General features: G+C 71.7%; 24 protein-coding genes. 10 read left to right on the top strand and 14 right to left on the bottom strand.

Features of this window, described 5'->3' with window-relative positions:
- Nucleotides 1-5 precede the first annotated feature (5 nt).
- The gene (locus ABTW95_RS12015; protein WP_500226258.1) at nt 6-803 is read right to left on the bottom strand and encodes an ArsR/SmtB family transcription factor; all 798 of its coding nucleotides are present in this window, start codon (nt 801-803) and stop codon (nt 6-8) included.
- A 59-nt stretch (nt 804-862) separates the two neighbouring features.
- On the opposite strand from ABTW95_RS12015, the gene ABTW95_RS12010 reads away from it, so the two are divergent.
- The gene (locus tag ABTW95_RS12010) at nt 863-1,318 is read left to right on the top strand and encodes a TIGR03618 family F420-dependent PPOX class oxidoreductase (RefSeq protein ID WP_500226257.1); all 456 of its coding nucleotides are present in this window, start codon (nt 863-865) and stop codon (nt 1,316-1,318) included.
- Between the two features lie 879 nt (nt 1,319-2,197).
- A complete protein-coding gene (locus tag ABTW95_RS12005; protein WP_396449846.1) occupies nt 2,198-3,697 on the top strand; it encodes an acyl-CoA dehydrogenase family protein in 1,500 nt (499 codons plus the stop codon).
- A 9-nt stretch (nt 3,698-3,706) separates the two neighbouring features.
- Here ABTW95_RS12005 and ABTW95_RS12000 read toward each other — a convergent pair whose 3' ends face one another.
- The 5 genes from ABTW95_RS12000 to ABTW95_RS11980 are packed head-to-tail and all read right to left on the bottom strand — an operon-like array spanning nt 3,707 to nt 7,376.
- Nucleotides 3,707-4,288, bottom strand: coding sequence for a GAF domain-containing protein (locus ABTW95_RS12000; protein ID WP_396449845.1), 582 nt, complete (start codon nt 4,286-4,288; stop codon nt 3,707-3,709).
- 34 nt (nt 4,289-4,322) lie between these two features.
- Nucleotides 4,323-4,907 (bottom strand): GTP-binding protein, encoded by a 585-nt coding sequence (locus ABTW95_RS11995; protein ID WP_396449844.1) that lies wholly within the window; start codon nt 4,905-4,907, stop codon nt 4,323-4,325.
- Nucleotides 4,888-5,253: a DUF742 domain-containing protein gene (locus tag ABTW95_RS11990; RefSeq protein WP_396449843.1), complete on the bottom strand. Its 366-nt coding sequence runs from the start codon at nt 5,251-5,253 to the stop codon at nt 4,888-4,890. The genes ABTW95_RS11995 and ABTW95_RS11990 overlap by 20 nt, the downstream gene beginning before the upstream one ends.
- Complete coding sequence (locus ABTW95_RS11985) at nt 5,250-5,684, bottom strand: roadblock/LC7 domain-containing protein (RefSeq protein ID WP_500226256.1); 435 nt, start codon at nt 5,682-5,684, stop codon at nt 5,250-5,252. Before ABTW95_RS11985 ends, ABTW95_RS11990 begins: the two co-directional genes overlap by 4 nt.
- 30 nt (nt 5,685-5,714) lie before the next feature.
- The gene (locus ABTW95_RS11980) at nt 5,715-7,376 is read right to left on the bottom strand and encodes a sensor histidine kinase (RefSeq protein ID WP_500226255.1); all 1,662 of its coding nucleotides are present in this window, start codon (nt 7,374-7,376) and stop codon (nt 5,715-5,717) included.
- An 845-nt stretch (nt 7,377-8,221) separates the two neighbouring features.
- Between ABTW95_RS11980 and ABTW95_RS11975 the strand changes: the two genes are divergently transcribed.
- The 5 genes from ABTW95_RS11975 to ABTW95_RS11955 all read left to right on the top strand — a co-directional run bounded on the left by ABTW95_RS11975 (nt 8,222) and on the right by ABTW95_RS11955 (nt 11,940).
- The gene (locus ABTW95_RS11975) at nt 8,222-8,770 is read left to right on the top strand and encodes a hypothetical protein (protein WP_500226254.1); all 549 of its coding nucleotides are present in this window, start codon (nt 8,222-8,224) and stop codon (nt 8,768-8,770) included.
- A 63-nt stretch (nt 8,771-8,833) separates the two neighbouring features.
- Nucleotides 8,834-9,439 carry a class F sortase gene (locus ABTW95_RS11970; RefSeq protein WP_396449840.1) on the top strand — a complete coding sequence of 202 codons (606 nt, stop codon included), beginning with the start codon at nt 8,834-8,836 and terminating at the stop codon, nt 9,437-9,439.
- A 144-nt stretch (nt 9,440-9,583) separates the two neighbouring features.
- Nucleotides 9,584-9,940, top strand: coding sequence for a cupin domain-containing protein (locus ABTW95_RS11965; RefSeq protein WP_396449839.1), 357 nt, complete (start codon nt 9,584-9,586; stop codon nt 9,938-9,940).
- A 256-nt stretch (nt 9,941-10,196) separates the two neighbouring features.
- A complete protein-coding gene (locus ABTW95_RS11960; RefSeq protein WP_396449838.1) occupies nt 10,197-11,288 on the top strand; it encodes an adenosine deaminase in 1,092 nt (363 codons plus the stop codon).
- Nucleotides 11,289-11,295: 7 nt separating this feature from the next.
- Entirely contained in the window at nt 11,296-11,940 is a 645-nt protein-coding gene (locus tag ABTW95_RS11955) for a PH domain-containing protein (protein WP_396449837.1), read from the top strand.
- A gap of 11 nt (nt 11,941-11,951) precedes the next feature.
- Here ABTW95_RS11955 and ABTW95_RS11950 read toward each other — a convergent pair whose 3' ends face one another.
- The 3 genes from ABTW95_RS11950 to ABTW95_RS11940 form a co-directional block, all read right to left on the bottom strand.
- Nucleotides 11,952-13,574, bottom strand: coding sequence for a phospho-sugar mutase (locus ABTW95_RS11950; protein WP_396454498.1), 1,623 nt, complete (start codon nt 13,572-13,574; stop codon nt 11,952-11,954).
- 70 nt (nt 13,575-13,644) lie between these two features.
- Nucleotides 13,645-14,445 (bottom strand): purine-nucleoside phosphorylase, encoded by an 801-nt coding sequence (locus tag ABTW95_RS11945; protein WP_396449835.1) that lies wholly within the window; start codon nt 14,443-14,445, stop codon nt 13,645-13,647.
- A 36-nt stretch (nt 14,446-14,481) separates the two neighbouring features.
- Nucleotides 14,482-14,934 (bottom strand): gamma-glutamylcyclotransferase family protein, encoded by a 453-nt coding sequence (locus ABTW95_RS11940; RefSeq protein ID WP_396449834.1) that lies wholly within the window; start codon nt 14,932-14,934, stop codon nt 14,482-14,484.
- 150 nt (nt 14,935-15,084) lie between these two features.
- Here ABTW95_RS11940 and ABTW95_RS11935 point away from each other — a divergent pair, with 150 nt between their 5' ends.
- Nucleotides 15,085-16,470, top strand: coding sequence for an NAD(P)H-quinone dehydrogenase (locus ABTW95_RS11935; RefSeq protein WP_396449833.1), 1,386 nt, complete (start codon nt 15,085-15,087; stop codon nt 16,468-16,470).
- A gap of 102 nt (nt 16,471-16,572) precedes the next feature.
- On the opposite strand, the gene ABTW95_RS11930 is transcribed toward ABTW95_RS11935, so the two are convergent.
- The gene (locus ABTW95_RS11930) at nt 16,573-17,856 is read right to left on the bottom strand and encodes an ArsB/NhaD family transporter (protein ID WP_396454496.1); all 1,284 of its coding nucleotides are present in this window, start codon (nt 17,854-17,856) and stop codon (nt 16,573-16,575) included.
- 43 nt (nt 17,857-17,899) lie between these two features.
- On the bottom strand, nt 17,900-18,358 hold the full coding sequence (locus ABTW95_RS11925) for a CBS domain-containing protein (protein ID WP_396449831.1): 459 nt from the start codon (nt 18,356-18,358) through the stop codon (nt 17,900-17,902).
- A 303-nt stretch (nt 18,359-18,661) separates the two neighbouring features.
- Between ABTW95_RS11925 and ABTW95_RS11920 the strand changes: the two genes are divergently transcribed.
- Entirely contained in the window at nt 18,662-19,321 is a 660-nt protein-coding gene (locus ABTW95_RS11920) for a response regulator (RefSeq protein WP_396449830.1), read from the top strand.
- Here the strand turns inward: ABTW95_RS11920 and ABTW95_RS11915 are convergent.
- Nucleotides 19,318-20,331, bottom strand: coding sequence for a HAMP domain-containing sensor histidine kinase (locus ABTW95_RS11915; protein WP_396449829.1), 1,014 nt, complete (start codon nt 20,329-20,331; stop codon nt 19,318-19,320). The two genes, ABTW95_RS11920 and ABTW95_RS11915, sit on opposite strands and share 4 nt — an antisense overlap.
- Before the next feature lie 156 nt (nt 20,332-20,487).
- On the opposite strand from ABTW95_RS11915, the gene ABTW95_RS11910 reads away from it, so the two are divergent.
- Nucleotides 20,488-21,081 (top strand): SPFH domain-containing protein, encoded by a 594-nt coding sequence (locus ABTW95_RS11910; RefSeq protein ID WP_396449828.1) that lies wholly within the window; start codon nt 20,488-20,490, stop codon nt 21,079-21,081.
- A gap of 129 nt (nt 21,082-21,210) precedes the next feature.
- Here the strand turns inward: ABTW95_RS11910 and ABTW95_RS11905 are convergent, their stop codons facing one another.
- The gene (locus ABTW95_RS11905; RefSeq protein ID WP_396454495.1) at nt 21,211-22,698 is read right to left on the bottom strand and encodes a hypothetical protein; all 1,488 of its coding nucleotides are present in this window, start codon (nt 22,696-22,698) and stop codon (nt 21,211-21,213) included.
- Nucleotides 22,699-22,849: 151 nt separating this feature from the next.
- On the bottom strand, nt 22,850-24,616 hold the full coding sequence (locus ABTW95_RS11900; protein WP_396449826.1) for an acetyl/propionyl/methylcrotonyl-CoA carboxylase subunit alpha: 1,767 nt from the start codon (nt 24,614-24,616) through the stop codon (nt 22,850-22,852).
- Nucleotides 24,617-24,732 lie beyond the last annotated feature (116 nt).

Raw genomic sequence — 24,732 nt, 5'->3', positions numbered from 1 at the left:
GCGCGTCAGGCGTGCGCGCTGGACATCTCCCAGGGCGCCTGCGGCAGGACGTCCCCGGTCTCCAGCAGCGACTTGAGGTTCGCCATGACGGCCGGCCACCCGCTCGAAATCCCGTCGAGCATCTCCCGGTCGGGCAGGTTCTCGTGGGTCACGGTGAGACGCACGATGTCCTGGTGCGGCTCGACGAGGAACGTGACGACCGACGGTTCCCGCTGGGCGTCGGGGCTGTCCTCGAAGGTGATGACCAGCCGCACCGGGGGCTCGGCTTCGAGCACCCGTCCGACGACGTCGACGGCGCCCGACCCGTCGGTGCGGCGGTGCTCCCAGGACGAGCCCGGCCGCCAGTCCGAGACGTTGGCGTGCCCCCAGTAGCGCGCGGTGAGGTCGGCGTCCGTCAGGGCCTGCCACACCTGCTCGGCGCCGGCGCGGATGTAGGTGACATAGACGTAGTTCGGTACGGACGTATCGGTCATGGCGTACTCCTCTGCGCGATTCTTGATGGCACTGAGCGCCTGCAGGCGCGGCTTGTCGAACACGGAGATCCAGCGCTCCTCGATCTCGTGGATCGGCGCCGGATTCAGGTAGTGGAGCCGCTCCCGCCCACGCCGGACGACGGTGACCAGGCCGGCCCGCACCAGGATGTCGAGGTGCTGCGTCGCCGACTGGCGCGCCATGTCCAGCCGCTCGCACAGTTCGCGCAGCGTCTGCCCGTTCTGCTCGCGCAGGCGGTCGAGCAGCAGGCGCCGGGTCGGATCGGCCAGCGCCTTGAAGACGGCGTCCATCGTGTTCGCTCCGTGGCTCACCCGGCCATTATGCAGGTATTTACCTGCCTATCGTCAAGGCCGCGTGAGATAGTGGGGGCATGGGGACCGATCTTTCGGCGTTCGCCGAGTTGATACCGCGCGACCATGGCCTGTGCGTCGTCAGCACGCTGCGGAGCGATGGGAGCATCCAGTCGTCCGTGGTCAACGCCGGTGTACTGGAGCATCCGCTGGGGGGCGGGCGGGTCGTCGGGCTCGTCGCCAGGGGCGGGTCGCGCAAGCTGGACAACCTGCGCGCCGACCCCCGGGCGACGATCGTCGTCCGGGCGGGCTGGCAGTGGGCGGCGGTCGAGGGCGACGCGCAGATCATCGGCCCGGACGACCTGCACCCCGACGTCGACGGCGAAGCGCTGCGGCTGCTGCTCCAGGACGTCTTCCGGGCCGCGGGCGGCACGCACGACGACTGGGACGCCTACGACCGGGTCATGGCGCAGGAACGGCGGGCCGCCGTGCTCATCGCGCCCCGCCGCGTCTACACCAATCCGCAGACCTCGTAGGCCCGGACGGCGCTGACGGCCCCGGCGGCGACGTGCGAGCGTCAGACGGCCTTGAGGGCATCGACGACGCTGAGCAGATGCAGGCGGCAGAAACGGCGCTGGAATGCCGAAAAATGGACGATTCCATTGGTAGCGGACGGTTTTTCGTCGTGATCGTCCGGGGGTGAGCGCGGTCGTCGCCGGCCGTCACGCGTGCTGACCGATACCATTACCGGGCCGCCGAAAACCGTTACTGGGCATGCATCAATCTCGGGAAGATGTCCGCAATAACTGATCCGCTAGGGATTTGTATCGGATGGGGGAGCCTCGTATCCGGCTCGGCGGCAGAGCCTCTTCTAGATCGAATCATTCGTGATCGCAGAACGTCGGACACGAATTTTTCGCACCCGGTGAGGAGTCTGTCAACCGGTTCCGCCGGATCCTCGGCCGCAGTGCGGTTCCCGCGACGAAATCGGTCCTGAGCTGCGCCGACTTCGTGTTCGCGGCGCGCCTGGGGCCGCTGGGACGGGTGGCACGGGAACGTCCGGCGCAAGCGGGGAGGCCGCCCGGATGGGCGCTGGAAACGAGCCGCTCGCGTCACACCGGCGGCTAGTTGCACATTAAACTCAGCAATCCCAAGTCGATCACGTCGGCACTCGCGGGCGCGGACGGAACACGGTTTGCAGCCCCCACTCGCCTGTGGCTGATTACGGTCAGGCGGGAGCGCCTTGCGTCTGGTGATCGTTCGTTTCAGTATGGCGTGAGAGTTTCACGCAACCGATTCGGCGAGGAGGTTCGCGCGGTCGGCCCGGAGGCCGATCGGGCAGCAGTGTGTCTTTCTGATCAGCGAGATCTCACGACTTCCCCTGCACGAAATGCCCACCCGTGAGAGCGGAAACCATGACGAACGCCCTTCAGGCCCTGTCCACGAACGATTTCATCGCCGGCATCCAGGCCGTCGCCCCCCGATTCGACACCGCGAGCTACCCGCAGCAGAACCTCCCGGCGGACGACTGGACCCTGCTCACCAGGGCCGGCGTGCTGCTTCCGACGCTGCCGAGGGCGTACGGGGGCCGCGACAGCCACGTCGAGATGTGCCGGGTCGTGGAGGCGATCTCGGAGTGGAACCTTCCGCTCGGCATGTACGTGACCGTCGTCACGGGGGTGGCGCTGCGGCCCATCGCGCTGTGGGCGAGCGAGGAGGCGAAGCGGGAGGTCCTGCCGCAGTACGCGAGCGGCGACCCCATGGTCGCCGGGTTCGCCTCGACCGAGCCCGGCTGCGGCTCGGCGATGTCCGGCATGACCACCACGTTCGAGGAGGCCGGGGACGGCTACCGCATCCGCGGCCGCAAGCACTGGCAGGCGTTCAGCTCCAGCGCGCACTGGTGGCTGGTCAGCGCGAAGAACGACGACCGCGGCCGCGAGTACGGCTACTTCATCGTCAAGCGCAGCGAGGGGTTCCGCACGCTGCAGCCGTACGAGCCGCTGGGCCTCAAGGTGATCGACTACGGGCTGAACGAGATCGACGCGGTCGTCCCCCGGCACCGCCGGATCCAGGCGGACGGGCGGAACCTGCGCCCCATGGTCGAGATGCTCATGGCGTCGCGCGCGATGATGGCGGCGATGGGCGCCGGGTTCCTGCGCCGGCTCAGCCGCGAGGCGCACGCCTACGCCGAGCGGCGCCGGATCGGTCCCGGCCCGCAGTCGGCGATCCGGTTCGTCCGCTACCGGCTCGCGGCGATCGACACCTCGGCCACGATCTGCGCGGCGCTCAACGACTACCTGCAGACCGAGCTGGACATGAAGTCCGAGATGATCGGCGCGTTCCCCGCCGTCCAGGCGATCAAGACGGTCGCCACCGAGCGGATGCTCAGCGCCGCGCACCACTACCAGCAGCTCGCCGGCGGCGAGGGGTACCGGTGCGGGTCGCCCACCAACATCTCCGCGCAGGCGTTCCTGGACGCCCGCGTCTACACCATCTTCGACGGCACCAACGACCTGCTCAGCCAGCAGCTCACCGAGTACTGCCTCGCCAGGACGGACGGCCTGCCGCTCAGCAAGTTCCTGGCGGAGTGGCCGCTCACCGCGTCCGCTATCACCTCGCAGGGGCTCGACCTCGGCTTCCTCGACCGGGACCTCCGGCAGGAGCACCTCGTCCTCGCGGGCCGCGCCATCGCCTACGCGTTCGCCATCGGCCAGGTCATGCGGTGGGCCGGCAGGCCCGGCGCCGACCCGGCGCAGGCGCGGGCGGCGATCGAGTTCCTCAAGGCCGACATCGCCGGTGTCGCCACGGAGTTCGGGCTGCTGTCGTCCGGTGTGCTCGGCATCGAGGACGGCGCCGTCCCGGCCCCGGCCGGGGTGCGGTTCTCGCGGTCCGTGCCCGTCCCCGCCGAGGCGTGACCGGGGCGGTCAGCCCAGCACCTCCTCGCGCCGCCGGATCAGCTGCACGAGTTCCGCGGCCCGCTCCTTGATGAGGTTCAGCCCTGGGTGGCCCCACGGGCGCGGCTCCTGGTCGATGATGCAGATCGTGCCGAGGGCCGTGCCGGTGCGGTCGATGAGCGGTGCGCCGACGTACGTCCGGATGCCGAGCTTGTCGACGACCGGGTTGCCGGCGAAGCGCGGGTAGTCGCACACGTCGTCCAGGACGAGCGCCTTGCGCCGGACGACGACGTGCGGGCAGTACCCGTGGTCGAGCGGCACCTCCCGGCCCAGCTGCACGGCGCCGCCCGGACCGGCGCCCGGGGCCTCCGGGGCGTACAGGCCGGCGAGGAACTGCTGGTCGGTGACGAAGTTGACCATCGCGAACGGCGGGACGCCGGTGCCGACGAGGCGCCGCGCGGCCTCGGCGAGGTCCCGGGCGAACGCGTCGAACTCGGGGTCGGGCGCCTGCCCGAGGCCGAGTTCGCGGAGGCGCGCGACGCGCTGCGGGACTTCGTGGTCGATGGGGGTGAGGAGGTGGCCGGCGGGCTCGTACAGCGGTTCGTGGGTCACGGGATCTCCCTCTGCGGCGGGGCGGTCGGGCTGGTCAGGCGGATGGGGCGGGCACTGCGGCGAGGAGATGGCGGATCAGGGCCCGCAGCACCGAGGTGGCGGAGCCGCGGTCCCGCGCGTCGCACAGCACGATCGGCACGCGCGGGTCGAGTTCCAGGGCGGCCCGCACCTCCTCGGCCGTGTAGCGGAACGCGCCGTCGAACTCGTTCACCGCGACGATGAACGGCGTCCCCCGGTTCTCGAAGAAGTCGACGGCCTCGAAGCACGCCTCCAGGCGGCGGGTGTCGGCGAGCACGACGGCGCCGAGCGCCCCCGCGCACAGCTCGTCCCACATGAACCAGAAGCGCTGCTGCCCGGGCGTGCCGAACAGGTACAGGACGATGCCGTGCTGCTCGATCGTGATGCGGCCGAAGTCGAGCGCCACGGTCGTCGTGGTCTTCTGCTCCACCCCGCCCAGGTTGTCGATGCCGACGCTGGCCGCGGTGATGAGCTCCTCGGTGTTGAGCGGCTCGATCTCGCTCGCCGCGCCCACGAACGTCGTCTTGCCCACGCCGAAGCCGCCCGCGATCAGGATCTTGACCTGGGTGGGGAACACCTCATCAGGCTCGTTGTAGACCATCGAGCAGCTTCTCCAATAGGTCTCGGTCGGTGAGGTCGGCGGTGGGGCGCGGCGCCCGCGTGGTCAGTGCCCGCCAGTGCACGAGGTCGGCGAGCAGGACCTTGGCGACCGCCACGGGCAGCCGCAGGTGCGCCGCGACCTCGGCGACCGACGTCGGGGTGCGGCACAGGTCGAGCGCCGCGGCGTGCTCCGGGTCCAGCGACGCGGGGGGCGGGCCGGTCGCCACCACCAGGGACAGCAGGTCGAGGTCGACGGCGGGGCGGGTGCGGCCGGACGTCACCGTGTACGGGCGTACCAGCGGCCCCGCGTCGTCGTCGAGCCACAGTTCGTCGTCGCCGACGGTCATGGCGACGGGTTCGGGTTGCTCGCGGTGGGCGCCGTCCGCGCCGCGGTGCCGAGGAACGGCCGGACGGACTTGATGAGCCGGGCCATCTCGAACCCGACGACGGCCGGGTCCGCCTCCCCCTTCGCCAGAACCGCCAGGACGGAGTTGTAGCCGGCCCACGAAATGAACAGCTGGCTGGACTTCAGCTCCGTCACCACCTGGCGGACCTCGTTGCTGCCGTCGAACTTCGTTCCGGCGCTGCGGGCGATGGAGAAAAGGCCGGAGGCGAGCGCGGCGAACTGCTCCGCGGTGGCGCGGTCGAAACCGTGCGCCGCTTTCAGCATGCCGTCGGAGGACAGCAGAACGCTGCCGCGAATGACCGGAACCTCCTCGCCCAGCCCCCGCAGCAACCATGCAAGATCCTGAGCCTGGTTCGGGGAGACAGCACTCAATGGACGCTCCTTATCGCTCGTGAAATTTCGTCAGCCCGCGCTATCGGCGCCATCCGCAATGTCGTCATCCTCCTCGGCGCCGCGGACACCCCGCTGGAATGCCGCCATGAGCCCGGGATTGTGTTCGATTTCGTCCTCGTCCTGCTGCTGCGGCGCGGGCGGATCGACCAGTTCGGGCGCCAGGTTCGCCTGGACGCGCCGGCGCGGCAGCGACGGCCGCTCCCCGCCGTCCGCCGGTCCGGGCGGGCCGGCCGCGGGCTCACGCTCCCCGGACCGCACGGGCAGCACCGGCCGCTCGGCGCCCGCGGCGGGCTGCCGGTGCGCCGCATGAGCGGGGACGGGCTCGCGCTCGGAGCGCGCCGCCGAGGGCTGGGGCGCCGCGGCCGCCGCGCCGACGGTCGCGGCGGCCGCCACCGGAACCCTTTCGGCCTGTGCCTGCTCCTGCGCCTGCTCCTGCTCGTCCTCCTCGGCGCCCATCATGTCCTTCGGCACGATGACGACGGCCTGCGTGCCGCCGAAGAGGTTGTCCTGGAGCTGGACGCGGACGCCGTGCCGGCGCGCGAGCGCCGAGACGACGAGCAGCCCGATGCGCCCCTCCTGCAGGAGCTCGCCGGTGGCCGCCGGGTCGGCGTCGGCGAGCACCTCGTTCAGCCGCCGCTGGTTCTCGCGCGGGATGCCGAGACCGCGGTCCTCGACCTCGATCGCCAGGCCCGCGCTGACGGCGTCCACGCGGATCAGCACCTGCGTGTGCGGCGGCGCGAACCTGGTGGCGTTCTCGATGAGCTCGGCGAGCAGGTGGATGACGTCGGCGACCGCGCGGCCGTCCAGCGTCCCCTCGACGGGCGGCACCACCTTGACCCGGTTGTAGTGCTCCACCTCGGCGATGGCCGAGCGCAGCACCTCGTACACGGTCACCGGCCGGCTCCACTGCCGCCGCGACGCCGCGCCGCCGATCACCGCGAGGCTCTCGGCCTGGCGGCGCATGCGGGTGCTGAGGTGGTCGACCCGGAACAGCCCCTTCAGCAGGTCGGGGTCCTCGACCTGGTTCTCCAGCTCGTCGAGCCCCTGGATCGCCCGGTGGGCCAGCGACTGCATGCGCCGCGCGAGGTTCACGAAGACGTCGACCCGCTGGTCGGCGCTCTTCGCGGGCTGCCGGCTCATGGCGTCCAGCACGGCGTTCCACGCCTCGCCCTGCGCCTGCCGCAGCTCGTACGCGAGCCGGACGAACGGGTCGCTGGAGTCGGTGACGGGGACGTCCTCGCTGCGCGGCGCGGTCTCCCCGGCGCTGACGCGTTCCACCAGCTCCCGCAGCCCCTGCCGGCCGCGCGCGATGGAGAACCACAGCTCGCCGAGCCGCCGCTGGACGTCCTCCTGCCCGCGGAGGAGGCCGGCCTGCTGCCGGTCCACCCGCCGGGTCGCCGCGTCCGCCGCGAACACGGCCGCGCCCAGGGTGACCACGAGCCCCACGGCGAGCAGGGCCAGCATCAGATGCGTCCCGCGCGTGGCGGTGTCGCGGTTGTACAGCACCGCCAGGGCGACGCCGCAGAGGACTATCGCGACGACCGCGGGAAGGACGGAAATGCACAGGTGAAAGGACCGTATGGGGCTCTGCCGGCGCGCACCCCGGCCGGGCGGCCTGCCATGCCGCCCGTAATCCTGGCGTTCGGCGTCGGGTTCGGAGAAAACAGACATCGGCGTCCTCAGCACGGTCGACGGCACGGCAGGGTCACATTACTGAGCAAGGCATACTGTTACGGGTACAGTCCGTATCTAGGCTGACACAGCACTCGTTCGGGCAAGCGCGGATCGCCGAGATTCCAGAGATATCAGCCCACTTTCAGTATCCCCATCCCCTATGCCCATTTCGCCCGAATTCGGGCAAATGTACGCGGATATTACGATTGAACGAGTTCGTCCCCTCGCCCGCCTTACCAGCCAACGCCGAAACACGCCATTGCACGACCTTTAGTGGCCACCTCCGCCGACTGCCCCCGCCGCCCGGCCGCACGTCACCCTCAGTCAGCAGAACGCCCCTTGCATTCAACCGCATAAAAGATCATTAAGACCCCCGCCGCCTCCCGGCCACTCACCCGCCGCACGCCCTCGGCAAGACCAAGAGGACGAACCGGCCGCTCGACGGCCTCAAGTGCGCACTTCCGCCGGGCCCACTCGACCCGAACGCCGACGGCGTGATCGATGCGCGATCTTCCTGTGCGGCGTCGGCGGTGCGGCGATCGGCTGCCGGCCTGCCGATAGGACACTCTGGGCTGGCCCGGGCCGGGGTGATGCCGCGCGGCCGACCGCGCGCGGACCAGGCGGCGCGGGCCGCCGGTGGCGATCGTCGCCGCGGTGCTCCGGGGGGCTGCCGAGGGCTGATGTGACGGCTATCACATGAACTTCCGGACGAGTAATTCTGATCTTGAGGTCCCGAGAAAACGCGCGAACCAATGGCGGGGGCGGGGCATCGAATGAGGACATAAGAGGCACGGTGACAGGCCGAAGAAGGAAGTAAGCCGCCGTGTCGTCATGGGGGAGAGATGCGACTTGGAAAGGCGGCCGTGCTCGGCCTCGTCTTCGGCGGGATGACGCTCGGCCTGGCCGCGCCCGCGATGGCCGAGGGCGGCGACGTGGTCGTGCAGCCGAGCCAGGCGCGGCCCGGCGACAAGGTCACCGTCGTCGGCAAGAAGTGCCAGGTGGACGGCGAGGCCGGCTCGCTGGCCTTCGTGGGCGGGGCCGTCCCGCTGAACGGCGCCGAAGAGGTCGACGGGCGGGCCGGGCTGGCGACGGTCAAGCCGGACGCGTCCCCCGGCGACTACACGGTGCAGGTGCGGTGCGGGACCCACCGGTCGGTCGGGTACCTCAAGGTGCTCGGGGGCACGACGCACCAGCCCACGCCGACCGGCACGTCGCACCCGACGCCGCTGGGCAGCGCGCAGCCCACGCCGAGCGGCGGCGCCAAGACCGGTTTCGGCGGGGGCTCCGACGGCGCGAACCTCGTGCTGCTGGCCGGCGGCGGGGTCCTGATGCTGGGCGCGGTCGGCGCCGGCGCCATGGCCGCCCGCCGGCGGAGCGGCGGCGACGCCTGATCGCGGGAATCGGCGGCCGCCGAAGCGGCCGCCGATCCCTTTTCACGAAATGGATGAACGGCAATGGTGCGAAAGGCCGGCCTGTGGGTGCTCGCGGTCGTTCTGCTGGCGGCCGGCCTGACCTTTGTGGTTTTCGGGCTGAGCGGTTCCGGCGGGCCGCCGCAGCCGCCCGCGTGGGCGGCGGCCACCCGGCCTGTCGCTCACCATGCGGCGCTGCCCCGCTCGGTGCCCGTCCGCGTCGACGTCCCGTCGATCGGGGTCCGCGCGCCTCTGATCGGGCTGGGCCTCGACGCCGGCGGCTCGGTGGAGGTCCCGTCCCGTCCGAGCGAGGCCGGCTGGTACGACCGGGGGCCGACGCCCGGGGAGCGCGGCGCGGCCGTGCTCCTGGGGCACGTCGATTCGGCGAGGGGAGCGGCGGTCTTCTACGACCTCGGCCGCCTGCGGCCGGGGAACCGCGTCGAGGTGTCCCGCGCGGACGGCCGCGTGGCCGTGTTCACCGTCGAGTCCGTGGAACGGGTCGCCAAGGACCGGTTCCCGACACGCCGCGTCTACGGCCCGCTCGACCACGCCGGCCTGCGGCTCGTCACCTGCGGCGGCGCGTTCGACCGCGCGGCGCGCAGCTACCGCGACAACGTCATCGTCTACGCGGCCCTCACGTCCGTCCGGTGACCCGGAACGCGTCGGCGCCCCGCCGATCCGCATGAGGCGCGCTACTGCGCCGGCGTGGCCGCAAGGGCTGAGGGCGCAACCGTCTTGACGCAGTTCAGAGGCGGTGCGAGCGTGAAAGGTGATGGTGTTAAGGGGGGAACCATCATGACCGAGATCAAGAGCATCGAGAAGCCGGACGACCGGCGCGACTTCCCCAGGGGGCACCTGGAGGTGGTCAACCTCACCGGCCTCATCTTCGGGAAGGCGACGTTCGAGCCCGGCTGGCGCTGGACGGAGAGCCTCAAGGACATCGCGGGCACCGAGCTGTGCGAAGTCCACCACAACGGCTACATCCTCCAGGGACGCCTGCGGATCCGGATGAAGGACGGCTCCGAGGGCGAGGTCGGCCCCGGGGACGTCTTCGTCGTCGAGCCGGGCCATGACGCATGGGTCGTCGGTGACGAACCGTGCGTCGCGCTCGACTTCGCGGGCGGCATCGGCGACTACGCCAAGGCCGGCTGACCCGGTACGTTCAGCGACCGATTGCGGCCGGGGGATGCGGAGAAGCGCCCCCCGGCCGCAGTCTGAGCGGTTCTGCTGTGAACCCGCGTCTGCCGCGCCCGTCGGTCATGTAGTGGGGGCGATGGAAGGGGCCGGGCGGCGTTCTCATCGCCTATGTCGCGACGACGCGGGTGTTCTTGCGCTCGCCCGAGCCGGACGGCGCCGGTTGGCGGAAGTTGACGACGTGGGGGCGGGTGGGTCCGGGTAGGTTCGAGGGATGAACGAGCGGCCGACTCTTGAGGACATCCGCCGGGCGCCGAAGGTGCTGCTGCACGACCACCTGGACGGCGGACTGCGCCCCGCGACCATCATCGAGCTGGCGCGGGAGACCGGGTACACGGATCTGCCCGCCACCGACGCGGAGAGCCTGGGCGCGTGGTTCGAGGAGGCGGCGAACTCCGGGTCGCTGGAGCGGTACCTGGAGACGTTCTCGCACACCGTCGGCGTCATGCAGACCGTCGAGGCGCTCACCCGGGTCGCCTACGAGTGCGCGGAGGACCTCGCGAACGACGGGGTCGTCTACGCGGAGGTCCGGTACGCGCCCGAGCAGCACCTCGGCATGGGGCTCACGCTGGAGCAGGTCGTCGAGGCCGTCCTGGACGGGTTCGCGCGCGCCCGCAAGGACTTCGGCATCCGGGTCGGGACGCTCGTCACGGCGATGCGGCACCAGGCGCGCAGCATGGAGATCGCGGAACTGGCCGTCCGGTACCGGGACCTCGGCGTCGTCGGGTTCGACATCGCGGGCGCCGAGGCCGGGTACCCGCCGACCCGGCACCTGGACGCGTTCGAGTACCTGCAGCGGGAGAACGCGCACTTCACCATCCACGCCGGCGAGGGGTTCGGGCTGCCGTCGATCTGGCAGGCGATCCAGTGGTGCGGCGCGGACCGGCTCGGGCACGGCGTCCGGATCATCGACGACATCCAGCTGGACGGCGACGAGCCGCGGCTCGGCCGGCTCGCCAACTACGTGCGGGACAAGCGGATCCCGCTGGAGATGTGCCCGACGTCCAACATCCAGACGGGCGCGGCGAAGTCGATCGCCGAGCACCCCATCGGGCTGCTGCGCCGGCTCAGCTTCCGCGTCACCGTCAACACCGACAACCGGCTGATGAGCGGGACGTCGGTGTCGCAGGAGTTCGCGAAGCTGGTCGAGGCGTTCGGCTACGGGTGGGACGACCTGCAGTGGTTCACGGTGAACGCGATGAAGTCGGCGTTCGTGCCGTTCAACGAGCGGCTCGAACTGATCAACGGGGTGATCAAGCCCGGGTTCGCGCAGATCAAGTGGAGCGGCGCCAGGCCGCTGGCATGATCGGGCCATGACCATTCGCTCCATCGGCGGGCGCGTCGCCGCTTACGCGTGGCTCGTGTTCGCCGTGCTCAACTTCGTCGACCTGTTCGTCGGCATCACCGGTGACCCCGACTACTCGCTGACGACGGTCTCGATCGCCTTCCTGCTGCTGCTCGGCTGCGGCGTCGCCTACACGGTCGGGCTGCGCCCGGCGATCGTCGCGGACGACGAGGGGCTGACCGTCCGCAACCCGCTGCGGGACGCCCGCGCGCCCTGGGGCGCGATCCGCGGGATCGAAGGCAAGAACGCGGTGATGGTGCGCTTCACCGGCCAGGACGGGACGGACCTGGAGACCCGCGCCTGGGTGCACCAGACGTCGCCGCGCGCGCAGCTCAAGGCGGAGGCGCGCGCGCAGAAGCAGGCCCGCAAGGAGCAGGGGCCCGATATCGACCTGCGCGGCCGGACGCCGACCGGCTTCGCGGCACAGCAGCTCAACGAGATGCGCGACCGGCACCGCCCGAAGACGAAGTCCGGCGCCCCCGGAAAGGCGGCGGCGGCCGAGGCGGAAGAGACCGCCAGGGGCGAGGTCGCCTGGTCCCTCCCGGCGATCGCCTCGCTGGGCGTCCCCTTCGCCGCCCTGATCGCCTGCCTGATCACCGCCCTCGTCAACTGATCCGCTCGGCGTCAGCCGAGGGCGGCGGAGAGGGCTTCGCGGAGAGCGGCCAGATCGGCGGCTGCGCGTGCGCGGACGGCGGCGACGTCGCCCGCTACGGGGAGGACGACCTCCAGGTAGCACTTGAGCTTCGGTTCCGTGCCGGAAGGGCGGATCACGACGCGGGCGCCGTCCGCCAGGCGGAAGCGGAGGCCGTCGGTGGGCGGAAGGCCGTCCTCGGGGTGGGCGAGGTCGTCGAATGACTCGACGCGGCGGCCCGCCAGCTCCCGCGGGGGGTCGGCGCGCAGCCGGGTCATGGCGGCGGTGATCAGGGAGAGGTCGTGCACCCTGATCGACAGCTGGGACGTCGCGTGCAGGCCGTATTTGCGGGCCTGGGCGTCCAGGAGGTCGAGCAGGGTGCGCCCGTCGCGTTTCGCGTCGGCGGCGAGGGCGGCGACGGCGAGCGCAGCGCCGATGCCGTCCTTGTCGTTGACGAGGACGCCCCGGTCGTCGCCGACGCTGTAGCCGAGGGCCTCCTCGTAGCCGAACACGAGGCGGTCGGACGGACCGCCCGCCTTCATGATCCACTTGAAGCCGGTGAGCGACTCGGCGAACCGGACGCGGTGCGCGGCGGCGATCGAGCGCAGCAGCGACGACGACACGATCGTGGTGACGACCAGGCGGTCGCCGCCGGTGGTGTGGCGCAGGACGTGCTCGGCGAGCAGACCGCCGACCTCGTCCCCGGTCAGCGCCCGCCAGCCGTCCGCGGACGGGACGGCGACGGCGCAGCGGTCCGCGTCCGGGTCGTTCGCGATCACCAGGTCGGCGCCGCGGGCCTCGGCGAGGGCGAGCGCCAGGTCGAGCGCGCCCGGCTCCTCCGGGTTCGGGAAGGCGACGGTCGGGAAGTCGGGGTCGGGGTCCGCCTGCTCCGGGACGACGATCGGGGCGGGGAACCCGGCCCGGTCGAACGCCGCGAGGAGCACGTCGCGGCCGACGCCGTGCATCGGGGTGTAGACGACCGAGATGTCGCGGTCGCCGCCGAGGCGGAGGGACGACACCGCGTCCAGGTACAGGTCGGCCGTGTCGTGCACGGGCCAGCCGGAGCCGAGCGGCAGCTCGTCCACGCGGCCGACCGCGTCGATGGCGGCGGAGATCTCGGCGTCCCGGGGCGGGACGATCTGCGCCCCGTCCGACCAGTACACCTTGTAGCCGTTGTCGCGCGGCGGGTTGTGGCTGGCCGTCACCATGACGCCGGCGGCGATGTCGTCGAACGACCGGGTGAAATGGGCCAGGACGGGCGTCGGGACGGGGTCGGCGAACACCTCGGGGCGCAGCCCCGCCCCGCTGAGCACGGCCGCGGTGTCGTCGGCGAACCGCCGGGACCCGTGCCGGGCGTCGAAGCCGATGATCACGCGGCCGCCGGGCGGCAGGCAGGCGGCGAGGCCGGCGGCGGCGCGCATGACCGTCACCCGGTTCATCCGGTTCGGGCCCGCGCCGAGCTCGCCGCGCAGGCCGGCCGTCCCGAACTCCAGGCGGGAGCCGAACCGCTCGGCGAGCGCCCGGTCGTCGTCCATGATCGCCCGGAGCTCGTCCCGGGTCTCCGGGTCCGGGTCCTGAGCCAGCCACTCCTCGGCCCGTGCACGCAGATCGCTCATTCCTCGACCAGCCTCATCTCCGGTAGGCCTCACGGCCTGCACGTTCCCCGTCCGCGCCGGTCCAGCCGCGTCACAGCTTCGGCAGGACGGTCGCGAGGAGGGCGCCCATCCGCCCGGCGGACGCGCGGCCCGCCGCGAGGACCTCCTCGTGGTCGAGCGGCTCGTCCGAGAGCCCCGCCGCGATGTTGGTGACGAGGGAGACGCCGAGGACGTCCGCGCCGCCGCGCCGCGCCTCGATCGCCTCCAGGACGGTCGACATGCCGACCATGTCGGCGCCCAGCGTGCGCAGCATCCGGATCTCGGCGGGCGTCTCGTAGGTCGGGCCGCGGAACGCCGCGTACACGCCCTCCGACAGCGCCGGGTCGACCTCCCTGGCGAGGGCGCGCAGCCGTTTCGAGTACACCTCGGTCAGGTCGAGGAAGGTCGGGCCGGTGAGCGGGTTCGCGCCGGACAGGTTCAGGTGGTCGGAGATCAGCACCGGGTCGCCGACGCTCTGGTGCTCGGGGCGCAGCCCGCCCGCCGCGTTCGTCAGCACCATCGTCGTCACCCCGGCGGCCAGCGCGGTCCGGACGGGGTGCACCACGGCGTCGACGCCGCGCCCCTCGTACAGGTGCGTCCGGCCGAGGAACACCAGCGCGCGGCGCCCGCCGGCCTCGACGACCCGGATCTTCCCGGCGTGCCCCTCCACGGCGGGCGGGGCGAAGCCGGGCAGCTCGGTGACCGCCAGCTCGGCGACGGGTCCGCCCAGCCGGTCGGCCGCCGGGACCCAGCCGGAGCCCATCACGAGGGCGACGTCGAAGGAGTCGATGGACGTCCGGTCGCGCAGCGCGTCCGCGGCCGCCCGCGCCAGTGCAAAAGCGTCGTTGCTCACAAGCCCGACACTACCGCCGGGTCGCGGCCGTTTCGATCAGTCGCCGAGCGACGTGCAGGGACGTGTGCGCAGGTCCTTGACGTAGTCGTCGGGTGCGCCGGCCTTCTCCGCCGCGTCCGCGAGGATGCCGAGGTAGCGCGCGGACGGCAGCCCGCCCTCGTAGTCGTCCAGGACGTACATCCAGCAGAGGACGTCCCCGTCCAGCGTCTGCACCCGGACCCGGATCTTGCGGTAGACGCCGAGCGCGGCCCCCTCCCAGGCGTCGAGTTCCTTCTCGTCCCAGGCGGGCACGTCGTAGATGACGACGAACACCTGCTCGGAGTCGTCCTCGACGACGGTCGCGAGGGCCCCCTCCCAGCCCTTGTCCTGCCCGCCGAAGGTCAGCCGCCAGCCGGCCAGCCAGCCGGTGCCGCGCATCGGGGAATGCGGAGCCCGGCTCGCCATCTGCTCGGGATCCATGTTGGAGGCGTACGCCGCGTACAGTGCCACGTTGGCCAAGGCTACGCCAAGGCTGTTTCGGGGGTGTGGGGGTTGTCCCCCACAGTGATACGCCACGCTTGTTTCGGGGGTGTGGGGGTTCCGTGGGTCGGGGCGCGGGGCCGGACTTTTCACTGTCCGGAGTAGGAAAGAATGGAAGATGTGACCCGCATCGTGATCATCGGAGGAGGCCCGGGCGGTTACGAGGCCGCGCTCGTCGCGGCCCAGCTCGGCGCGGACGTGACCGTCATCGAACGGGACGGTCCCGGCGGCGCCTGCGTGCTCACCGACTGCGTGCCCTCCAAGACGCTCATCGCCACCTCGACCCGGATGGCGGTCATGTCGGAGTCGAGCCGCCTCGGGCTGCGCTTCAACGGCGGCCCGGACGGCATCGTCGGCGCCCTGGAGGCCGACATGGCCGAGGTCAACAAACGCGTGAAGGACCTCGCGCGGGCCCAGTCGTTCGACGTCGCCGAACGGCTCGCCTACGAGGAGGTCAAGATCGTCCGGGGCGAGGCGCGGCTGGTGGAGCCGCACGTCGTCGCGGTCGGCGACCGGCACATCCGGGCCGACATCGTGCTCATCGCGACGGGCGCCACGCCGCGCGTGCTGCCGGGCGCGGAGCCGGACGGCGAGCGCATCCTGAACTGGCGCCAGCTCTACGACCTGCCCGAGCTGCCGGAGGACCTGATCGTGGTGGGGTCCGGTGTGACGGGCGCCGAGCTGGCGGGCGCGTACCTGTCGCTCGGGTCCAAGGTCACGCTGGTGTCGTCGCGCGACCGGATACTCCCGACCGAGGACGCCGACGCCGCCGCCGTCCTGCAGGAGGTGTTCCTGCGGCGCGGGATGAAGGTCATGTCGCGGTCCCGGGCGGCGAGCGTGGAGCGCTCCGGCGACGGTGTGATCGTCACCCTGGTGGACGGGACGAAACTCGAAGGCTCGCACTGCCTGATGACGGTCGGGATGGTCCCCAACACCACCGGGATCGGCCTGGAGGAGGTCGGCGTGCGGTGCGACGAGCGCGGCTTCGTGGTGGTCGACAAGGTGTCGCGGACGTCCGTCCCGCACATCTACGCGTCCGGCGACTGCACGGGCGTGCTGATGCTGGCGTCCGTCGCGGGCATGCAGGGGCGCATCGCGATGTGGCACGCGCTGGGTGAGGCGGTGCAGCCGCTCAAGCTGGGCTGGGTCGCGTCCAACATCTTCACCGACCCCGAGGTCGCGGCGGTCGGCGTGACGCAGCAGATGGTCGACTCGGGCGATGTCAACGCCCGGACGGTCATGCTGCCGCTGTTCACCAACGCGCGCGCCAAGATGCAGGGCTTCGAGGACGGTTTCGTGAAGCTGTTCTGCCGCCCGTCCACGGGGATCGTGCTCGGCGGCGTCATCGTGGCGCCGCGGGCGAGCGAGCTGATCCTGGGCGTGTCGATCGCCGTGCAGCAGCACCTGACCGTCGACCAGGTGGCGCAGACGTTCGCCGTCTACCCGTCGCTGTCGGGCAGCATCACCGAGGCGTCCCGGCGGCTGATGGCCGAGCACGCCTACTAGAGGCGCGCCCGGCCGCAGCCGCGCTGGAGGCAGTCCCCCCCGGAGGCAGTGCCCCCGGAGGCAGTGCCCCCCGGAGGAGGCGTCCGCTGGAAGCAGCGTCCGCTAGAAGTAGCGCAGCGCCACGTACACCCACGCCATCAGCGTGCTCAGCAGCGTGACGACGATGCCGTAGCGGGTGAACTGCCAGAAACTGATCGGGTTGCCGGTCCTGGCGGCGATGCCGATCGCGACGACGTTGGCGCTGGCCGCGACGGCCGTGCCGTTGCCGCCGAAGTCGGCGCCCAGCGCGAACGACCACCACAGCGCCTGCGCGGTGTCCGGGTCGGGGGCGCCCGCCGCCATCCCCTCCACGATCGGGGCCATCGTCGCCGCGTAGGGGATGTTGTCGAAGAACGCCCCGAGCACCGCGGACCCGAACAGCAGGCTGGTCGCGGCGACGAAGTAGTTGTCGCCGATGGCGTCCGCCGCCCACGTCCCGATCGACTCGATGACGCCCGTGTGGCCGAGGCCGGCGACCATCACGAACAGGCCCATGAAGAAGACCAGCACGGACCATTCGACTTCCGCCAGGACGTCCGACACCTCGACCCGCGACACCAGCAGCATCACGCCCGCGCCGACGAGGGCGACGATCGACGGTTCCACGTGCACCACCGAGTGCAGCGTGAACCCGATGATGACGAGGCCGAGCACGATCAGGCAGCGCACCAGCAGGTTCGCGTCGGTGATCGCCTTGCGCTCGTCCAGCGACATCACCTCGGCGACGTACTGCTCGTTGTAATGGAACGACTTGCGGAACAGCACCCACGCCAGCAGCACGAACGCGATGAAGATGGCCACCACGATCGGCGCCATGTGGACGAGGAAGTCGTTGAACGTCAGCCCCGCCCGGCTGGCGATGATGATGTTCGGCGGGTCCCCGATGAGCGTCGAGGCGCCGCCGATGTTGGACGCCAGCACCTCGGCGATCAGGTAGGGGTGCGCCGGGATCCGCAGCCGGTTGCAGACCACCACCGTCACCGGCGCCACCAGCATGATCGTGGTGACGTTGTCCAGGAACGGGGACGCGACCGCGGTGATCACCATGAGCATCACCAGCAGCCGGTACGGCCTGCCCTTCGAGCGTTTGGCCGCCCAGATCGCCAGGAAGTCGAACAGCCCGGTGCCCTTGATGATCCCAACGATGATCATCATGCCGAGCAGCAGGAAGATGACGTTCCAGTCGATCCCGTCGTGCTCGGAGAAGAAGACGTCGGCGCCCGGCGCGAGGCCGAGCACCGTCATCAGGCCCGCGGCGATCAGGACGACCTTGACCTTGTCGACCTTCTCCGTGGCGATGAAGAAGAACGCGACGACGAAGATGGCGAGCGCCGCCACCGCCGTCATCGCAGGACCCCTGCCGTGCCGGGCCTGCGGGGCGGCGGGAGGGTCAGTCCTCGGGCCTGGTCAGCGCCAGCGCCGACAGCAGCCGGTCGAGGATGACCGCCCCGGTGAGCAGGCCGTCGTCGTCCACCACGGCGACGAGGGGGCTGCGCTGGCGGGCCATCAGGGTGGCGATCTCCAGCAGTGTCGCGGACGGTTTCACGATGACCGGGCGGGGAGTGTGCGTGCCGAGGCATTCGCCCACTTTCATGTCGCGGATCTCGTGCCAGAAGATGTCCGCGTGCGCTTCGTCCACGGCCCGGGTGAGCGCCGCGTCCTCCTGGTAGGCGACGGGCACCGCCAGGCGCAGCACCTGGGTGCCGGGCAGCACGAGCCGCGGACGGTCGTCCTCGTCCACGACGATCAGGCCGGGCAGCCGGCCGAGTGCCATGACCTGAATCGCGTGCGCGATCGAATCGTCGCGCGTCACGGTCGGCACCTTTATGGCGATGTCCCGCGCTTGCATGTCGTCCTTTCGGCTTCCGGAAAGCCTCGCCCTTCGAGTTGATAGGTTCCTCCTTCTGACGCCGGGGGCGGCCGAGTCGCAAGACGGCCTCCGCGGCGCTTTCGGCGGGTGGCGATGCCCGCCGGTCATTCGCTGTGCCATGCTCCGCCCCTTTCGCGTACACTGTCCAGTCTTCGCGTCGGGGGCTCACGCCTATATAGGGGGCATCCCCCATATGGGCGTCGTGGATCATGTATTCGCAGTTGAAGGAGTCCCGTTTCCGGTGCCCCAGCCTAGGATGGAGGGGAGACCGGAGGTGATCGGGTGCACACTCGCGAGTCCGCCACCCGGATACTGCTGGCCGACGATCACGCACTGGTGCGCCGCGGGCTGCGCTTGATCCTGGACGCCGAACCCGACATGACGGTGGTCGCGGAGGCGTCCGACGGGGCGGAGGCGCTCGCCGCGCTCGCCGCCGGAGGCGTCGACCTCGCCATCCTCGACATCGCGATGCCGCGGATGACCGGGCTGCAGGCGGCGCGGGAGATCTCCCGGCGGTTCCCCACCGTCCGGATGCTGATCCTTTCGATGTACGACAACGAGCAGTACCTGTTCGAGGCGCTGAAGGCGGGCGCGTCCGGCTACGTGCTGAAGTCCGTCGCCGACCGCGACCTGCTGCACGCCGTCCGCGCCGCGATGCGCGGCGAGCCGTTCCTGTACCCGGGGGCGGTGACGGCCCTGATCCGCGAGTACCTCGGCCGGGACCGCAACGGCGACGGCCCGGACGGCATCCTCACCCCGCGCGAGGAGGAGGTCATCAAGCTGATCGCGGAGGGCTACTCCTCCAAGCAGATCGCGGAGACGCTCACGATCAGCGTGAAGACCGTCGACCGGCACCGCGCGAACATCCTCGGCAAGCTCGGCATGCGCGACCGGCTTGAGCTGACGAAGTACGCGATCAGGGTCGGGCTCGTCGAGCCCTAGCCGGCCGGGGCGGGCCTCGTGCCCTCCGGGGCGGCCCTCGTGCCCTCCGGCGGAACCTCCAGCCGCACCTCCGTCCCGCCGCCATCGGCCGGTCCGATCGTCAGCCGCGCGCCGATGAGCATCGCGCGTTCCCGCATGCCGTGGATGCCGGAGCCGACCTCCGACTCTGTCGGCGGGCCGGACCCGTCGTCGACGACCCGCAGCACGACGCTTCCGTCCTTGTCCTGCGTGAGCGACAGCTCCGCGTTGCGGGCGCCCGAATGGCGCCACACGTTGGTCAGGCCCTCCTGCGCTATCCGGTAGATCACCAGCTCGGCGTCCGGGCCGAGGCCCTCCAGCCCGGCCTGGACGCGGCGGGTCACGCGCGGGCCGTCGCCCGCCTCGGAGAAGTCCCCGGCGAGCGCGGTCAGCGCGCTGGTGAGGCCCAGGTCGTCCAGGACGCCGGGACGCAGCCGCCGGGCGACGCGGCGCACCTCGTCCAGGCTGGACCGGACGACCTCCTGGACGCCCCGCAGCTCCTCCGCCACCTCCTCCGGCGCCCGGTCCACCACCGACTTCAGCTCGAGCAGCACCACGGTGAGGGACTGCCCGATCTCGTCGTGCAGCTCCTGCGCGATGCGGCGCCGCTCGGCCTCCTGCGCGTCCAGCACCACGGCCGTGCTGATGCTGCGGTCCGCCTCCAGCCGGTCGAGCATCGCGTTGAACTGGTCGACGAGATGGAACAGATCGCCGTTGCCGGTGTTCGAGAGCCGGTCCCGGGAGCGCAGCGAGTCGAGCCGCGCCATCAGCGCGGTGAGCCGCTCCAGCGGCGACAGGCTGGCGCGCAGCAGCAGCGCGTTCGCCGCCATCATCACGACCAGCCCCACCGCCAGGACGGGCAGCTCGCGCAGCAGGATCGGCGAGGATATGGTGACCGGCGCCACGGCCAGCAGGGCGGTGCCGATCGCGAAGATCAGCCCGTTGATGCCCAGGATGCGCCAGTAGAGTGCCGAGGCGGGTGTCCTGCTCATGGGTCCACGTCACCGCATGACACCGCCTCTTGTCCATGCGGGACACCCCGCGATCCGCCTGCATGACGCGCCCCCTCGACTATGGGCACCAGGCCCGATGGCGGCAGCCCGCCCCCTCGCCGATGGTGGAGGGTGAGAACAGGTGGAGGTGGGCAGATGGTCGTCCGTGCCGCGCTGGCCGTGCGGGAGGGCCCGCTGGCCGCGTCCACCGCGTTCCTGATCGTCCTCGGGCTGGCGGTCGCCGTGCTCGCCGTGTCCGGGCTCCGCCGCGTCGGCGCGTCCGAGCGGCTCGTCGTCCGCCGCTTCGGCCGGACGCGCGGAGTCCGCGGCCCCGGGCTGCGCTACCTGCTGCCGCTCGCCGACACCGGCGTGCGCGTCCCGGTGGGTGCGCGGCCGCACGACATCTGGCTCAGGGCGACGACCAGGGACGGCGTGTCCGTGCGCGTGAAGGCGCGCGCCTTGATGGGAGCCGACGACCCCGTCAGGTACGCCGAGTCCGCGGACTCGCCGTCCTCCGCCGCGCAGGCCGGCACCGAAGCCGTCCTGCGCGGCGTCATAGCGGACCGGGACCTGGCGGACCTGCCGTCCCTGCTGGCGGACGGGGACGATCCGGAGCTGGTCCGGCGCGTCAACGAGGCGGTTCGGCCGTGGGGAGTGGCCGCCGGCCTCGTCTCAATCACCGACGCGACGGTCCCGGTCCGCTCCGCCCCTGCCTCGGAGCGCTGCGCGTACGAGGCCGCTCCGAGCTGACCGGCCCGCGCCTGCCCCGGCGGGCCGGGGCCGACCGGGCCGCGCCGGCCGGGACGCGCCGACCGGGACGAGCTGACCGGGACGAGCTGACCGGGCCGAGCTGACCGGGCCGGGCTGACCGGGCCGGGGTCAGAAGCCGCCGAAGTCGCCGCCCCCGCCGAAGTCGCCGCCGCCGAAGTCCCAGCCGCCGCCGATGTCGCCGCCGCCGTCGCCGAACCCGCCGTCCATGCCGCCGTAGCCGCCCCAGCCGAGGCCGGAGCCCATCATCGAGCCGAGCGCGGTGCCGATCACCAGCCCGCCGAGCAGGTCGAACCCGCCGTAGCCGTAGTAGTAGCCGCCGGCGTACGGCGCGTACGCGCGGCCCGCGTTCCAGTACGGCTGCCGGGCGCCCTGGTACGGGACCATCCGGATGTCCGGGTCCGTGCCGTGCGTGACGGCCTCCGCGTCGGCCGCGCACGCCGGGACCGAGCGGGGCGTGCCGCCGGGCGGCGCCCACATGACGTCCTCGACGGACGGCCCGTGCTGCGGGTTGAAGAAGCACGGGGGACGCCGCTCGGGCACGGGTTCGCCGGCGAGCCGGGCGCGGGTGGCGGTCATGTAGTAGCGGCCGTCCTCCAGCGCGGTCGTCACGGCCTGCATGTCCTGCGGCCTGGTGGCGCGCTCCGCCGCCCGCTTGGCGTGGTCGTAGGAGTCGAGTGCGCGCTCGTAGTCGGCGCGGGTCGCCGGGTCGAGGTCCTTGTCCATGACGTCGAGGTCGAGGCGCGCGATGTCCTCGCCGAGGAGGGTGACGTCCTCCTGCACGCCCTGCTTGAGGTCCAGCATCTCCCGGGCCTCGCGGGCCCGGCGCCGCTTGCTCGCGGTGAGGAACACGCCCACGGCCGCCGCGACCAGCAGCGCGAGCAGGCCGATCACGACGTACCCGACGACCGCGCTGGACGCCGCGTTGTCGTCGACCTTCTTCTCCGCGCGGTCCCCGAAGTCGATCAGCCGCTGCTTCAGCGGCTGCCCGTTGGTGCGGGTGATGATCTGGTTGATCTCGGCGCGGTCGAGCTTCTTGGAGATCGCCGCCATCCGGCTGCCGTCGGCGGTGACCGCGACGAACGTCTCGCCCTTCCCGACCCGCTGCGCGACCGCGGGGAGCAGCTGCTTGACCTGCGTCTCCGTGGCGGCGTTGCTGATGACCACGGCCCGGATGTCGGCGTCCCGCTCACCGGCGAGACTCTGCTCGATCTGGCTCTGGTCGGCCGCGGACAGCACGTTCCCCGCCTCGCTGGTCACGTAGAGCCGCGAGTCGATGAGCCCGTTGGCGATCTGCCCGACGGTGTCCGCCGCCGCGCTGCTCTGCGGGGCCGCGTTCCGGGACGTGATCACGAGCGCGCCCGTCCGGTCCGCGGCGGGTTGGGGCACGCTCGCCCGGGCGCCGTCCTGGGCCGCGGCCTGGAGGCCGGTGGTCTGGGGGGCGGTCGTGCGGTGTGTGCTGTTCTGGGGCGGGGCGAACTGCGTCGCGGCGGCGTGTGCGGGGGCGGTCAGGGCGAACGCCGGCACGGCGAGGGCGCCGATGATCGCCGAAGCGGCGCCGCGGCGTGCCGCCCGGATGGCCCGCTTCTCGGTGCTCATGTTCTACTATCTGCCCATGTGGACGGCCTAAAGCCTCGTTCGCGAGGAGGATTTGCGGACGTCCTCAAATGGGGTCCGGCACCCATGCCGGGTGCCGCCCCGCCCGGTGTCCGAGCGTGGCGGTCGCGCGTCCGGGCGTGGCGGCCGGCGGTCAGCTGTCCTTGATCTCGCAGATCGCGGCGCCGGCGGAGACGGTCTGCCCGACCTCGGCGGACAGCCCGGTGATCGTCCCGGCCTTGTGCGCGGTGAGCGGCTGCTCCATCTTCATGGCCTCCAGCACCACGACGGTGTCGCCCGCCGCGACCGTCGCGCCGTCCTCGGCGACGATCTTGACGATGGTGCCCTGCATCGGGCTGACGAGGGAGTCGCCGGACGCCTGCGCGCCGCCGCCCTTCCTGCCGCCGCGCCGCCTGGCGGGCTGCGCGTTCCCGGCGGCCGGGGCCGCGGAGGCGCCGAACCCGGCGGGCAGGACGACCTCGATGCGCTTGCCGCCGACCTCGACGGTGACGCGCTCGCGCTCGCCGTCCTCGGCCTCGCCGGCGGGAGCGTGGTCGAACGGCGGGATCCGGTTGTCGAACTCGGTCTCGATCCACCGGGTGTGGACGGAGAACGGCGTCTCGTCGTCCGCCGGGACGAACGCCGGATCGTCCAGCACCGCCCGGTGGAACGGCAGCACCGTCGGCATGCCCTCGACGACGAACTCGGCGAGGGCGCGGCGGGACCGCTCGACGGCCTGCCGCCGCGTCGCGCCCGTCACGATCAGCTTCGCGACCAGCGAGTCGAACGCCTGCGGGACGGTCTGGCCCGCCTCGTACCCCGCGTCCAGCCGGACGCCCGGACCGGACGGCGGCCGCCACTCGGTCAGCGTTCCCACGGCCGGCAGGAACCCGCGGCCCGCGTCCTCGGCGTTCAGCCGGAACTCGAACGAGTGGCCGCGCAGCTCCGGGTCGCCGTAGCCGAGCTCCTCGCCGTCGGCGATGCGGAACATCTCGCGGACGAGGTCGATGCCCGCGACCTCCTCGGTGACCGGGTGCTCGACCTGGAGGCGGGTGTTGACCTCAAGGAAGGAGATCGTGCCGTCCTGCCCGACGAGGAACTCGCACGTGCCGGCGCCGACGTACCCGGCCTCCTTCAGGATGGCCTTGGACGAGCTGTACAGCAGCTCGACCTGCTCGTCCGACAGGTACGGGGCCGGGGCCTCCTCGACGAGCTTCTGGTGCCGGCGCTGCAGCGAGCAGTCGCGGGTGGAGACGACGACCACGTTGCCGTGCTTGTCGGCCAGGCACTGGGTCTCCACATGGCGCGGCTTGTCGAGGTACCGCTCGACGAAGCACTCGCCGCGGCCGAACGCGCCCACGGCCTCGCGGACGGCGGACTCGTACAGCTCGGCGACCTCGTCCAGCTTCCGGGCGACCTTCAGGCCGCGCCCGCCGCCGCCGAACGCCGCTTTGATCGCGATGGGCAGGCCGTGCTCCGCGGCGAAGGCGACCACCTCGTCCGCGCCCGACACGGGGTCCTTGGTGCCCGCCACCAGCGGCGCGCCGACCTTCTGCGCGATGTGCCGGGCCTGCACCTTGTCGCCCAGCGCGGTGATCGCGGCGGGCGGCGGACCGATCCAGGTCAGCCCGGCGTTCTCCACCGCGGCCGCGAAGTCGGCGTTCTCGGCCAGGAACCCGTATCCGGGGTGGACGGCGTCCGCCCCCGACTCCTTCGCGATCCTCAGCAGCTTCTCGATGTCCAGGTAGCTTTCGGCGGCCGTCCGCCCCCCGAGGGCGAACGCCTCGTCGGCGACCCGAACGTGCAGCGCCTCCAGATCGGGCTCGGCGTACACCGCCACACTCGCCAGCCCCGCATCGCGGCAGGCACGGGCTATACGGACCGCGATCTCACCGCGGTTGGCGATCAGGACCTTGCGCACGTGGGTCTCCTCCCTGAACTACGCAGGCAGTCTAGATAACCGCCGATTCAGGCTTTCGTAAGGCCCTCCTTATTTGGGTGCAGGTCCCGTGTAGCGGGAGGTCTCGCCCGATAACG

The organism is Spirillospora sp. NPDC127506 (assembly GCF_040302145.1).
Lineage (GTDB): Bacteria > Actinomycetota > Actinomycetes > Streptosporangiales > Streptosporangiaceae > Spirillospora.
This window is presented reverse-complemented; position numbering and strand designations above follow the sequence as displayed.